Origin of the sequence: Kosakonia sp. SOY2 (genome assembly GCF_027109175.1) — a bacterium.
Classification (GTDB): domain Bacteria; phylum Pseudomonadota; class Gammaproteobacteria; order Enterobacterales; family Enterobacteriaceae; genus Kosakonia.
Window position 1 is genome coordinate 1,317,028 of record NZ_JAPVXH010000001.1, and the last position, 13,529, is coordinate 1,330,556.

10 protein-coding genes are annotated in these 13,529 nt (G+C 56.8%); 6 read left to right on the top strand and 4 right to left on the bottom strand.

From position 1 onward, the window contains the following. Nucleotides 1–123: 123 nt before the first annotated feature. Genes O3S68_RS06195 through O3S68_RS06210 form a run of 4 tightly spaced genes read left to right on the top strand, consistent with a single transcriptional unit; the run spans nt 124 to nt 4,937 of the window. Entirely contained in the window at nt 124–1,776 is a 1,653-nt protein-coding gene (locus O3S68_RS06195; RefSeq protein ID WP_269231063.1) for an MFS transporter, read from the top strand. 19 nt (nt 1,777–1,795) lie between these two features. Beyond that, nucleotides 1,796–2,878 (top strand): HlyD family secretion protein, encoded by a 1,083-nt coding sequence (locus O3S68_RS06200; protein WP_016495933.1) that lies wholly within the window; start codon nt 1,796–1,798, stop codon nt 2,876–2,878. Continuing rightward, the gene (locus O3S68_RS06205; protein WP_269231064.1) at nt 2,875–4,251 is read left to right on the top strand and encodes an efflux transporter outer membrane subunit; all 1,377 of its coding nucleotides are present in this window, start codon (nt 2,875–2,877) and stop codon (nt 4,249–4,251) included. The genes O3S68_RS06200 and O3S68_RS06205 overlap by 4 nt, the downstream gene beginning before the upstream one ends. Nucleotides 4,252–4,277: 26 nt before the next feature. Beyond that, nucleotides 4,278–4,937, top strand: a complete 660-nt coding sequence (locus O3S68_RS06210) for an O-methyltransferase (RefSeq protein WP_016495931.1) — start codon at nt 4,278–4,280, stop codon at nt 4,935–4,937. Between the two features lie 104 nt (nt 4,938–5,041). Here the strand turns inward: O3S68_RS06210 and hrpA are convergent, their stop codons facing one another. Continuing rightward, nucleotides 5,042–8,944 carry an ATP-dependent RNA helicase HrpA gene (hrpA, locus tag O3S68_RS06215; RefSeq protein WP_269231065.1) on the bottom strand — a complete coding sequence of 1,301 codons (3,903 nt, stop codon included), beginning with the start codon at nt 8,942–8,944 and terminating at the stop codon, nt 5,042–5,044. A 201-nt stretch (nt 8,945–9,145) separates the two neighbouring features. On the opposite strand from hrpA, the gene azoR reads away from it, so the two are divergent. Next, complete coding sequence (gene azoR, locus O3S68_RS06220; RefSeq protein ID WP_269231066.1) at nt 9,146–9,751, top strand: FMN-dependent NADH-azoreductase; 606 nt, start codon at nt 9,146–9,148, stop codon at nt 9,749–9,751. Nucleotides 9,752–9,968: 217 nt separating this feature from the next. On the opposite strand, the gene O3S68_RS06225 is transcribed toward azoR, so the two are convergent. From O3S68_RS06225 to O3S68_RS06235, 3 genes are read right to left on the bottom strand one after another with little or no spacing between them, the layout of a single operon-like run. Then, nucleotides 9,969–10,295, bottom strand: a complete 327-nt coding sequence (locus O3S68_RS06225; RefSeq protein ID WP_016495927.1) for a YdbL family protein — start codon at nt 10,293–10,295, stop codon at nt 9,969–9,971. Nucleotides 10,296–10,302: 7 nt separating this feature from the next. Beyond that, the gene (locus O3S68_RS06230; RefSeq protein WP_269231067.1) at nt 10,303–10,494 is read right to left on the bottom strand and encodes a YnbE family lipoprotein; all 192 of its coding nucleotides are present in this window, start codon (nt 10,492–10,494) and stop codon (nt 10,303–10,305) included. Next, on the bottom strand, nt 10,491–13,130 hold the full coding sequence (locus tag O3S68_RS06235; RefSeq protein ID WP_269231068.1) for a YdbH family protein: 2,640 nt from the start codon (nt 13,128–13,130) through the stop codon (nt 10,491–10,493). Before O3S68_RS06235 ends, O3S68_RS06230 begins: the two co-directional genes overlap by 4 nt. A gap of 171 nt (nt 13,131–13,301) precedes the next feature. Here O3S68_RS06235 and O3S68_RS06240 point away from each other — a divergent pair, with 171 nt between their 5' ends. Further along, on the top strand, nt 13,302–13,487 hold the full coding sequence (locus O3S68_RS06240) for a hypothetical protein (protein WP_016495924.1): 186 nt from the start codon (nt 13,302–13,304) through the stop codon (nt 13,485–13,487). Nucleotides 13,488–13,529 lie beyond the last annotated feature (42 nt).

Sequence of the window (13,529 nt, forward strand, 5' to 3'; positions counted from 1 at the left end):
GCCCGCTAACCATTCACATTAACAATCTTTGTTTCTATATGGATTACAGCTGTCCCCGACATCTTCATGCGCGCACAACTTACCGTCGCGAACGATCACCCTTAGCCCGGTCAGGAAAATGTAATGCGTTTGCCGAAAAGCGACCCGTATAGCCCACGCGAATGGCAGCCGCATGAAAAACCGATGCTGCTGGGTTCGCCTTCCACCCCTTATCACAGCACTCCGCGCCGTATCGCCTATGGTGTCGTTGGCCTGCTGGTTTGCATGACCGGCGCGCTCGGCAACGCGATGGTGACAGCTAATTTGCAAAACCTGCAAGGCACGTTTGCCGCCTGGTCGACGGAGATCGCCTGGCTGCCCGCGGTGTATGTGATGACCAATGTGTCAATTAACCTGCTGCTGGTAAAGTTTCGCCAGCAATACGGTCTGCGCGCGTTTACCGAAGGGTTTCTGGTGCTGTATGTACTGGTGACCTTCTTCCACCTGTTTATCAACGATCTTAGTTCTGCCCTGTTTGTCCGCGCCGCGCACGGCATGGTGGCGGCGGCACTCAGTTCGCTCGGCATTTACTATCAGATTCAGGCCTGGCCGGCGAAACATCGCTTAAAAGCGCTGACCATTGGTATTACCGGTTCGACGCTGGCGATTCCGATTGCCCGCCTCTTTTCTACCGAGCTGCTGCAACTGGATGAATGGCGCGGGCTGTACCTGTTCGAACTTGGGCTGGCGCTGCTCTCGCTTGGCTGCGTGATCGCCTTAAAATTGCCGCCGGGCGATCGTAAAAAAGTGTTTGAAAAGAAAGATTTCATCACTTTCTTTCTGCTCGCACCAGGCATGGCGCTGCTGTGCGCGGTGCTGTCGCTGGGTCGGCTGGACTGGTGGTTTGAAGCGCCCTGGATCGGCTGGGCGCTGGCAGGCGCCGTGGTGCTGATCGTCTCGGCGATAGCCTTTGAACACAACCGCAGTAACCCGCTGCTCAACACCCGCTGGCTCTCCAGCGGCAGCATTGTGCGTCTTGGGCTGATTATGCTACTGATCCGCATTGTGCTCGCCGAGCAGAACACCGGCGTGTTTGGCTGGCTGCAATATGTTGGCCTGCAAAACGAGCAAATGACCAGCCTGGCGTGGTCGATCCTGGCAGGTATCATCTGCGGTATTACCGCCAGTTGCCTGACGATTAAACCCCAGCGACTGGCATGGCCGATTGTCACCTCGCTGGCATTGATGATTATCGCCTCGCTGCTTGATAGCCAGTCCACCAGTTTGACGCGCCCGAATCAGTTGATGGTAAGCCAGTTTTTACTCGGTTTTGCCAGTGCGTTTTTTATCGCACCAGCGATGCTGGCAGGGATTGGCGGCGTGGTGGCGGAGCCGCGCAACCTGGTCAGTTTCTCGGTGCTGTTTGGCATGAGCCAGAATATCGGCGGGCTGCTGGGTTCGGCGATCCTCGGCACGTTTCAGACCTGGCGGGAAAAGTATCACTCCAGCCTGTTAGCGGACCAGCTCACCACCTTAAACCCACTGGTCAATGAGCGTTTGCAATATTACAGCCAGATGTTTCAAAGCCAGCTTGGTGACAACACATTGCTTAGCGCGCAGGCGGTGACGCAGCTGCAAACGGTGTCGACGCTGGAAGCGAATATTCTGGCTTACAACGATACTTATCTGCTGACGGCCAGCATTGCTGCCGCCACGCTGATTTGGATTTTATGGCGCTTGTTGCGCCTGCGTATTACTGCCCGCCTTGTGTTGAAGCGGGCCACTGGGAGCAAATAATAATGTTACTGGAGTGTCTATGAGCCAGCAGGATGCCGCCAAAGAGCGGGCCAATACCCGCAGCAACTTACGTGTGGTTTCTCTTTTTTCCGCCGCCGCGATTGGCCTGGTGGGCGTACTGGTGATCCTTTACGCCTGGCAGTTGCCGCCGTTTACGCGCCATACCCAGTTTACTGATAACGCCTATGTACGTGGCCAGACAACATTTATCAGCCCGCAGGTGAACGGCTACATCACCGACGTGCCGGTACAGGATTTCGCCGTCGTGAAAAAAGGCGATCTGATTATGCAGATCGATGACCGAATCTACCGCCAGCGCGTCGATCAGGCGAAAGCCACGCTGGCGATGAAGCTGGCTGCGCTGGATAACAACCTCCAGCAGCGAAAAAGCGCGCAGGCCGTCATTGCCCGCAACGAAGCCGCGCTTGCCAGCGCCAAAGCGCAGGATTTGAAATCCCAGGCAGATTTAAAACGCGTGAAAGCACTGACCGCAGACGGCTCGCTCTCCATTCGTGAACGCGACGCCGCCCTCGCCACCGCCGCGCAGAACACTGCCAGTATTGCCCAGGCACAAGCGACGCTTGAGATGTCGCGCCAGGATTTGCAAACCACCATCGTTAATCGCGGGTCGCTACAGGCAGATGTGGAAAACGCCAAAGCGGCGCTTGAACTGGCGCAAATCGATCTGCAAAACACCCGTATTGTCGCCCCTCGCGACGGGCAACTGGGGCAAATCAGCGTGCGCCTTGGCGCGTATGTCACCGCCGGAACGCACCTGACCTCGCTGGTGCCGTCGCAACGCTGGGTGATCGCCAACCTGAAGGAGACGCAACTGGCAAATGTGGTTGTCGGGCAGCCAGTGCGCTTTACCGTCGATGCGCTGGACGGGCGCAGCTACCACGGGCGCGTGGAGAGCATCTCACCGGCTACCGGCGTGGAATTTAGCGCTATCAGCCCGGATAACGCCACCGGTAACTTTGTCAAAATCGCCCAGCGCATTCCGGTGCGTATCCAGGTGGAGGCGAAACCCGACGAACTGGCAAGGCTGCGCCCTGGAATGTCGGTGCAGGTACATATTGATACGCGGGAGGCAGAGCAATGAAGCGGCGTCTCACCGTTGTCGCGTTGAGTCTCACCCTTGCCGCTTGCCAGTCTGCCGATGTTCAGCAAGCCCAACCGTCGCTGCAGATCCCGGCGGCCTGGCGCAGCGAGGCGGGTCCGGTCAGCAAAACGGATAGCGTCTGGTGGCGTAACTTTCACGACAGCCAGCTAAACCGCTATGTCGACCAGGCACTACGCCACAACAGCGACGTGCTGATCGCCCGCGAGCGGGTCAATGAATATCAGGCGCGGGTTTACGCCGCCGACAGCGCCCTGTTCCCCGAACTGGACGCCGGAATTTCCGGCACCCGCGCCCGGTCGCAATCTGCCGCCACGGGTTTACCCGTTTACAGCACCTTGTACAAAGGCAATCTGACGGCCAGTTACAACGTCGATATCTGGGGAGCCAGCCGCAGCGCGTCTCGTGCGGCAGACGCCTCGCTGGAAGCCCAGAAAGCAGCGGCAGCGGCGGCCGATTTGACGGTGGCGACCAATGTCGCTTCCGGTTATCTCACGCTGCTGTCGCTGGATGCACAATTACAGGTCACGCAATCCACGCTGGCAGCGCGGGAAGATGCGCTCAAACTTGCCCGGCGACAGTATGAGACCGGCTATACTTCGCGGCTGGAGCTGATGCAAGCGGATTCCGAGTTGCGCAGCACGCGCGCGCAGATCCCGGTGCTGCAACATCAGATAAGCCAGCAGGAAAATGCGTTGAGTGTGCTGCTGGGTAATAATCCGGGGACGGTGAATCGTGGCGAATTTGCGGCGTTAACACCGCTGACATTGCCCTCGCAGTTACCGTCAAGTTTGCTCAACCGGCGGCCGGATATTGTGCAGGCGCAGCGCCAGTTGGTTGCCGCCGATGCGACACTCGCCGCGTCGCAGGCGAAATTACTGCCGTCGATTAACCTGACGGCAACCGGCAGTATGCAGGGCGATACGCTGCCCGGTTTGCTGGATAATCCGCTACGGTTGTGGAGCATTGGCGGCAGCATTCTTGCCCCGTTGCTCAACCGCCAGGCGCTGAATGCGCAGGTCGATGTCTCGATGTCGCAGCGTAATCAGGCGCTTTACACCTATGAAAAAACCGTGCGCAACGCGTTCAAAGAGGTGAACGATAGCCTTGATGCCATCACCCGTCTGGGCGAGCAGCTCACCGAGCTTGCCGGGCAAGTCGATGTCGCGCAGGAGACGTTACGCATTGCGCAAAACCGTTATCACAACGGTTATTCCTCTTATCTGGACGTGCTGGACGCCCAGCGTACGCTGTTTTCCGCTCAACTGAGCGCGGTGCAGGTTAAAAACAATCTGTTACTGGCGCAGGTGGATCTCTATCGCGCACTGGGAGGTGGCTGGTCCGGACTGAATTAAGTTTCTAATAAACCAGGAGTAATGCTATGCAGCAGAAGTGGTCCGCGGTTGACGAATACTTAGTAAAACAGCTGATTCCGGAAGATGAAATCCTGACGCAGGTGCTGGCAAATAACCAGCGCGCAGGGCTTCCGGCCATTGATGTTTCGCCCGCTCAGGGGCAATTACTGGCGCTGTTTGTGCGCATGGTGCGGGCGAAGCGCATTCTTGAAATCGGTACGCTCGGCGGTTACAGCACAGTGTGGATGGCGCGCGAGCTGCCAACCGGCGGCGAACTGCTGACGCTGGAAGCCGATCCGCTACACGCGGCGATAGCGCGTGAAAACCTGCAGCTTGCCGGGGTGGCGCATCAGGTCACCGTTGCCGAAGGCCCGGCGCTGCAGACGCTGGAAAACCTCGGCGAACGCCCGCCGTTCGATCTGATTTTTATCGATGCCGACAAACCCAATAACCCGAACTACCTGAAATGGGCGATGCACTATGCCCGTCCGGGTACGCTAATTATTGGCGATAATGTGGTGCGCGACGGTGCAGTGACTAACCCGACGACCACCGATGCCAGTGTGCAGGGCGTGCGTAAATTCATCGAGATGATTGGCGCCGACCCGCGCCTGACGGCCACTGCCATGCAAACGGTCGGCGTCAAGGGATGGGACGGCTTTACGCTTGCCTGGGTGAATGCGTAAGGTTACCGGTGCAAATCATTGCCGGATGGGAAACTCGCTTAGCTGGCAACGCGCTAAGGCGATGATAGTAGCCCGGTAGGCATCGCAACCGGGCTACTATCCGTTCAGGCGCTAATCTGCTCCATTGCCTGCAGGATACGCTTATCGGAGATGGGATACGGTGTCCCCAGTTGCTGCGCAAAGTAGCTGACGCGCAGCTCTTCGATCATCCAGCGGATCGCTTTGACATCCTCATCTTCCCGGCGTGCCGGCGGCAGTTTATTCAGCCACTGCTGCCAGGCTTGCTGCGTCTGCTCCACTTTCAGCATCTGCGCGCGGTCGCGGTGCGGATCGACGGCCAGTTTTTCCAGCCGCTTCTCGATGGCTTGCAGGTAACGCAACGTGTCGCCCAGACGGCGGAAACCGTTGCCGGTAACAAACCCGCGATACACCAGCCCGCTCATTTGCGTTTTGATATCCGACAGCCCGAGCGCCATGGTCATATCCACGCGCCCTTTCAGCCGCTTGTTGATATTGAACACCGCCGTCAGGATCTGTTCGACCTGTTTGGCGATCTCCACCACCGTTTCGTTCAGTTCGGCGCGCACTTTTTCATGCAGCGCAGCGAAGCTCTCTTCCGTCCACACCGGGCCGCCCGCGTCATCAATCAGTTTGTCCACGCCGCAGGAAATGCAGTCATCAATCAAATCCAGCACTTTGCCGTACGGGTTGAAATAGAGCCCCAGCTTGGCTTTGTTGGGCAATTTCTCGTGCAGGTATTTAATCGGCGACGGAATATTTAGCAGCAGCAGGCGGCGGATACCGCGCCACATCGCCTGTTGCTGCTCCTGCGGGTTATCAAACAGCTTGATCGCGACACTGTCACGTTCATCGACCAGCGCAGGCCAGGCTTTTACCTTGTAGTTACCGCGTTTTTGCTCGTAGCTTTCCGGCAACTGGCCGAAACTCCAGATATGCAAACCGCTCTGCTCGATGCCGTCATCGGCCACCGCGGAAAGAGTTTCCTGCACTTTGCCTTTCAGGCGCTCTTTCAGTTCGGCCAGCGAGCGCCCTTCCAGCAGCTTCTTGTTCTTGTCATCCACTACGCGGAAGCTGATTTTCAGGTGATCGGGCACCTGATCCCAGTGCCAGTCGTCGCGGTCGACGGTAACCCCCGTCATCCGGCGCAGTTCGCGCTCCAGCGCATCCAGCAATGGCAGTTCCAGCGGTGTAACGCGTCCCAGAAACGCTTCGGCGTAGTTTGGCGCGGGAACGAAGTTGCGCCGCGTCGGTTTCGGCAGTGATTTGATCAGCGCAATCACCAGTTCGCGGCGCAGGCCGGGAATTTGCCACTCAAACCCGCTCTCTTCGACCTGGTTTAATAACGGCAGCGGGATATGTACCGTGACGCCGTCGGCATCCGCGCCCGGTTCAAACTGGTAACTCAGACGCAGCTTCAGGTTGCCCTGATGCCAGAAATTGGGGTAATCGAGCTTACTGACGCCCTCTGCGCCCTCTTTAATCAGCATGCTCTTTTCGAAGTTGAGCAGATCGGGGGCTTCACGGCTGGCCTTTTTCCACCAGCTGTCGAAATGGCGGGCGGAAATCACCTCGTGGCTAATGCGCTGGTCATAAAACTCAAACAGCGTTTCGTCGTCCACCAGAATGTCGCGGCGGCGGGATTTGTGCTCCAGTTCTTCCACTTCCGCGCGCAGTTTCAGGTTGTCGCGAAAGAAAGCATGCCGGGTTTGCCAGTCACCCTCGACCAGCGCGTGGCGAATAAAGAGCTCACGACACAGCATCGGGTCGATCTGGCTGTAGTTCACTTTGCGCGCCGCAACGATTGGCAGACCATAAACCGTCACTTTTTCCGTTGCCATTACCGCGCCCTGCGCCCGCTCCCAGTGCGGTTCACTGTACGAACGTTTAATCAGGTGCTGCGCTACCGGTTCAACCCATTCCGGATCGATGCGCGCGGCGATGCGCCCCCACAAACGGCTGGTTTCCACCAGTTCCGCAACCATTGTCCATTTCGGCGGTTTTTTGAATAAACCCGAGCCGGGGAAGATGGAAAAACGGGCATTACGCGCGCCGGTAAATTCCTGTTTATCGGCATCTTTCATACCAATGTGCGACAGCAAACCGGTTAACAGTGCGATATGAATTTCGCGATATTCCGCAGGCTCGCTGTTGACCGGGATCCCTAACTCTTTCACCACCTGGCGCAGTTGCGTGTAGATATCCTGCCATTCGCGCACGCGCAGATAGTTCAGGTAATCCACCCGGCACTGACGACGGAACTGGTTTGACGAGAGCGCTTTTTGCTGCTCGCCCAGGTAATTCCACAGGTTCACAAAAGCGAGGAAATCAGACTCTTTATCATGAAAGCGCTGGTGCTTCTCGTCTGAAGCCTGCTTTTTATCCAGCGGTCTTTCGCGCGGATCCTGAATCGACAGCGCCGAGGTAATGATCATTGCTTCGCGCACGCAGCCATGTTTTTGCGCTTCCAGTACCATACGCGCTAAGCGCGGATCGACCGGCAGTTGCGATAGCTGGCGGCCCAGCGGCGTCAGTTTGTAGGCGGTCTGCTGCTCGTCGGTGGTGATCGCGCCTAACTCTTCCAGCAGGCGAACACCGTCCTGAATATTGCGTTTATCCGGCGCTTCAACAAACGGGAAGGCGGCGATATCACCGAGCCCTAAAGCCGTCATTTGCAAAATGACCGACGCCAGGTTGGTGCGCAGAATTTCCGGATCGGTAAATTCCGGGCGTGACAGGAAATCATCTTCTGAATAGAGACGAATACAGATCCCTTCCGACACGCGGCCGCAGCGCCCTTTACGCTGGTTAGCAGAGGCCTGTGAAATCGGCTCAATCGGCAAACGCTGCACTTTGGTGCGATAGCTGTAGCGGCTGATGCGCGCCGTACCCGGATCAATGACATATTTGATGCCCGGTACGGTCAGCGACGTTTCCGCCACGTTGGTCGCCAGCACGATGCGCCGCCCGCTGTGCGGCTGGAATACGCGGTTTTGCTCACTGTTTGATAAACGCGCATACAGCGGCAGGATCTCCGTGTGGCGCAGATCGCGCTTGCTCAGGGCATCGGCGGTGTCGCGGATTTCCCGCTCGCCGCTCATAAAGATCAGAATATCGCCTGCACTTTCGCGCCCAAGCTCATCCACCGCATCGAATATCGCCTGAAGCTGGTCGCGTTCCGTGTCGTCCGCTTCTTCGACAATCGGCCGATAGCGCACTTCCACCGGGTAAGTGCGCCCGGACACTTCGATAATCGGCGCGTTATTGAAATGGCGCGAGAAACGTTGCGGATCGATGGTGGCGGAGGTGATGATAATTTTCAGATCCGGGCGGCGCGGCAGTAATTCACGCAGATAACCCAGCAGAAAATCGATGTTCAGGCTGCGTTCGTGCGCCTCATCGATAATGATGGTGTCGTACTGCATCAGCAAGCGATCCTGCTGGATTTCCGCCAGCAGGATACCGTCGGTCATCAGCTTGACCATGGTGTTGTCGCTAACGTGATCGCTGAAACGTACTTTATAGCCAATGCAACCGCCCGGTTCGGTTTTCAGCTCTTCGGCAATACGGTTGGCAACGGTGCGCGCCGCCAGACGACGCGGCTGAGTATGACCAATCAACCCTTTAATGCCGCGTCCCAGCTCCATGCAAATTTTCGGTAATTGCGTGGTTTTACCGGAGCCGGTTTCGCCGGCCACAATCACCACCTGGTTATCGCGGATAGCTTCCAGGATCGCCTGTTTTTTCTGGCTGACCGGCAGGTTGTCCGGGTAATCAATGGTCGGGCGCGCGGCTTCGCGCTGCGCCACTTTTCCGGCGGCTTCGTTTATCTCTTGCGCCAGCGTCTGTAGCAGTGCTTGCTGAGATTCAGGATTTTTAACTTTCTTGCTGCCGTGGAGGCGGCGGGCGAAGCGCTGCTGGTCGCGTAGCATCAGGGTGCTGAGCTGCGCGCTGAGATCGGTAATCGTCAATTTCTGTTGTTCTGTCATAGCGTTATTGGGCAGAGCACTGCCGGGAAACATCTTAAGTTCGCAATCGCAGTAGGATAGCACATCGCCGCAATCCTTTTCTTGTTCAAGAAATTCGAACATAGGATTCGATATATTGCGCTATTCATGTAGAGATTTTGTGAATAGAGTGTCATGACGTCACGGGGCAACCCATTGCAAATACAATAAAGGAAACACCCAATGAGCAAAGTTTTAGTTCTTAAATCCAGTATTCTGGCAGGGTACTCACAGTCTGGTCAGTTAGCCGATTATTTCGTTGAACAGTGGCGTGAAAAACACCCGGCGGATCACATTACCGTGCGTGACCTGGCCGCTAATCCGATCCCGGTGCTGGATGGCGAACTGGTTGGCGCGCTGCGCCCGAGCGATGCCCCGCTGACACCACGTCAGCAGGAAGCACTGGCGCTCTCCGACGAGCTGATTGCTGAGCTGCAAGCGCATGACGTGATTGTCATTAACGCCCCGATGTACAACTTCAACATCCCGACGCAGCTGAAAAACTACTTCGATCTGGTGGCGCGTGCTGGCGTGACGTTCCGTTATACCGAAGCGGGCCCGGAAGGTCTGGTGAAAGGTAAACGTGTCATCGTGGTTTCCAGCCGTGGCGGTATCCATAAAGACACTCCGTCCGATCTGGTTGCGCCGTACCTGAAATTGTTCCTCGGCTTTATCGGCATTACCGATGTGAACTTTGTCTTCGCAGAAGGTATTGCTTACGGTCCGGAAGTGGCGACCAAAGCGCAGACCGACGCCAAAGCCGCAATCGACAGCCTGGTGGCTGCCTAAGATTTCCCCCTCTCACCTCCTGGTGGGAGGGTGCTTTTCCCCGCTTTTCCGGCTATTCACCTTCCGTAATATTATCGGCTGGATGCTTACCCGCGCCGCCTGTGGTTACGACACATCCCGCTTTTTTATCAACCCCATGACGCGGTGGCTGATTCACCGGAGTGCGAAAGCGCTGGCAGGCTGCCCCAGCACCTTGCTCAGGAAGGTAACGCGCCGCTTACGGTTTCTTCATCCATTTACCGTTAATGCCCTGCACGTAGTCGCCGGGCTTCGCGCGTTCCACCAGTTTCTGTCCGGCCATTCTGGCCACGTCATCCACCGCGATGTTGTTGCGATCGGCCAGTTGCTGGTAGCTCTCAGTGCGCGCTTTGTTAATGCGTTCCACCAGCGCCAGCGTCTCTTTATCCTGGCTTATCGGCGCGACATATCCATTGAGTGTTTCACCGACGCGCCCCTGGGTGCGGGCCTCATCAAGCGTCAGCGCCTGAGCGGTTGCGCTGAAAAGGCCAACGGCCAGCAGCGCGCTTATGACACGTTTTTTCATCATCGCCTCAGAACAAGTCGCTGCGGGTTTTCAGCAGGGTTTCAACGTCTTTATCCACTTTGATGTGAATTTCATGCTCGATCTTCACGTTCATATTGATGGTGATCGGCTCCTTTGGCGCCGCCACCTCAATCCGCGGCGTGCAGGCGGCCAGCAGCATTGTCGCCATCACTACGGGCAAGGCTTTCAGGGTTCTCATTTTTTATCCTCACACTCTTCGCCCTTCGCGCAGCGGGCTTGCGGTAGCGCCGCGTGTTGCTCAAGCCATGACTGCAAATTGTCGCCAAAACGTAAACTGCGCCATAAGGTGAATACATTCTCCTCATGGGTATAGTTCAAATTCACGGTACTGCTTTTGCCATCGACAAAACTGGTGCCGCGCAGGGTGGCCTGCAGCGTCAGCAGCCCCAAATTATCCAGATTGATCTTCGTCCATGAGCGGGAAATTTCCATATAGCGCAGCCAGTTAATCGCCGCGCCCGCCGCCATGTTGTCCTTCACCACCGCGTCAGCGGTATCTTTATCGATCCGCAGCGTCATCGGGCCGGGGTTATGCAGCCAGCCATCTTTAATGATCCATTGCGGGTTATCCAGCCACAGCGGCAGCGCGCCGTCAAACGGCCCGGAAAGCGCGAACTGCTTCGGATTCACTGCGCTTATCAACTCACTGGCGGAAATGTGCTTCAGACGCAGCAGTGCCGGGTCGTGCTGCGGCATACGTAACTGCTGCATGGTCACTTTTCCGCCCAGTACATCGACGCTGACATCGCTTAAAACGAGCGGATTGTCCTCGCTCCACGGCCACGCGCCCTGCAAATCAGCGGTGATGTTTTTCGCTGTCACCTGGTTTGTTATCTCACCGATGCGCAATGAAACCGGTCTGCGGGTTCCCAGTTGCCAGCGCCCTTCGCGGTAGCGGAATGGCAGCACAAAATCGACGCCGCTGATTTGGTTGTCCGGCGTCCAGACACTGCCGCTTTTTAGCACACCGTGACCGCCCGCTTCAAAACCCTGGTCCGCTGCGGCGGAAAAGGCGACCTGCGCATACAGTGCGCCATTGAGCAGCTTCATTTTCCAGTCCGGGGGAATAAGCGGCTGGAATACCGAGAGCGCCTGACGCGGCCACCATGCCTGACCGCGTAAACGCTCACCGTCCCAGCGGCCATTAACCTGCACCGGGCCAATCGTGTCGGCCTGCAACGCCCCCTTAAACTGGAACATGGTTGGATCGTTGCCTTCGACGCTGAATGTCAAGGTCGAAGGCGGTAAGACACTTCCCGCGCTGAAGCTGGTTTGCCCGGCATCCAGCGTCAGTGCGCCGGTGAACTGCGGATTTGCCGCGTCACGCACCCACTTTACTGGTGCATCCAGCACTAACCGGGGCGCAGCCATGTGCATCGCGCCATATTGCAACTGGTCAAAGCCGGTCGAGAGATCGTTAAGTGTGATCGTGTTGTTATTCCATTCGCCGCGACCGGCGACTTCCCAGCGTGCGTTCATCGGCGTGAAATTGCCGTCGCCCCAGTAGCGCCAGCGCCACAGGCCGTTATCCGGCAGAAAATCCTGCGCCTGACCATCAAGATGCAGACGGAAATCCCCCATCGCATTTTCATGCGCGCGAAGGATGGCCTGCAAACGCCCGTCAATACCATGCTGAGTGAGCTTGACGCCCGCCAGCGGCCAGCGCACTTCATCAATATTTAACGAATCAATCACCCGTCCGCGCGAGCGCAGCAGCGCGCCAGGCGTAAAAGCCAGTTGCGGATCGTCAATACTGCCGCTCAGATGGGCGGGAAGCACCGCATAAAACACCAGATCGCCCTGCTTTGCTTCTCCGGTCAGTTGCAGCGGCATATCGTTCTTGTCGCTACCAAGACGGCCAGGGCCAATTGTCAGTACCGCATTGCCTTTCCCGGCGTCGCCCTGCGTCAGCACGTTTAACCGGCCACTGAACTGCGCCTTTTCCAGCCCCTGTTGCCAGTTATCCACTTTTACACCGACCCGACCGCTCAGCGGAAAACCCTGATAGGGCCAGCTCCAGCGTCCATCGCTGATGGTCAATTGTTCGGGCGTAAGCTGCCACGGCAGAGCGAGTAGCGGATCGCCCTGATCGCGCGCCATAACCACCAGTTGCCCTTCGTTATCGCGCCAGTCGAGATCGACATCCACCACGCCCGGCTGCTGCGACAGGGTTAAGGTGCTTTCCATATGTCCGTTAACGGGTACGCTGTCTGGAACATCCGGCAGGGTAAATTCGCCACCGAGTGTAAACGGCGGCTGATCATCGACAAGACGCAGCGCCATGCGGCTAACCGTCAGCGTCTGCCCGCGCAAACGGGCATGGAGATCAACGCGCTCGCCTGAATAAGTAAGTTGCTGCACATCCGGTGTCAACGACGCGGATAATTTACCTGCCCACGTTTTCCATGGCGAAACGGTAAAACGCTCTACCGTCAGCCAGCTATAAGGCAGCATGGCTTGCCATTGGGCCAGCGTACGCGGCGCGGCAGAAACAGTTTCACTTTGTGGCAGTTTATTCAGGCAGGCGGTGTTAATATCCAGCGCGCCAATATGAAGCTGCCAGCGGCTGGGGTGTGTGAGTTCGGCGTTCTGTAATGATGCCAGTTGACAATCACCGACCAGATAGCGCAGATCGGGGATGTTTAACGCGTGTCGGGTGAATCGCGGGCTCTCCTCCATGGCGATACGCGTGCCGGCTGGCAACCAGATCCCGACCAGCGTCGGCACCCATTGCGCAAGCGTCAGCAGCAGCGTAAGCGGCAACAGAAGGAACAGTAACACCAGTGCGATGGCGGCTTTGTATTTACCCTTCATGGGTAGCTAATATCCTGATTTTGCATATGATTAAGCCGATTCTGGCGGTTATTGTGGCATGTTTGACCGTCCCTTTGAAGGCGCGAGTCGTTTTAATCATAGTCTGGCGAGTGCATTTTCAGTAGTTACAGAAAATAGTGTTTTAATATCATTAACTTATGGATTCAGCGTATGTTCACGAAAGGTTCTTTAATTCGCGGCTGGTTTATCGGTACCACCGTTTTCACCTGCTTTACCTTCAGCGATTATCTCAGTGCTAACTACTTTCACGACTCCAAAATTCCATGGCTTATCGGCGTATTCACCGCTCTGGCGATCAACTGGAGCGCCATTGGCTCGTTGAAACAATTGCGCTAGCAGCGGATATACTGAAACTGGATACATTCACCGCGCCCATGG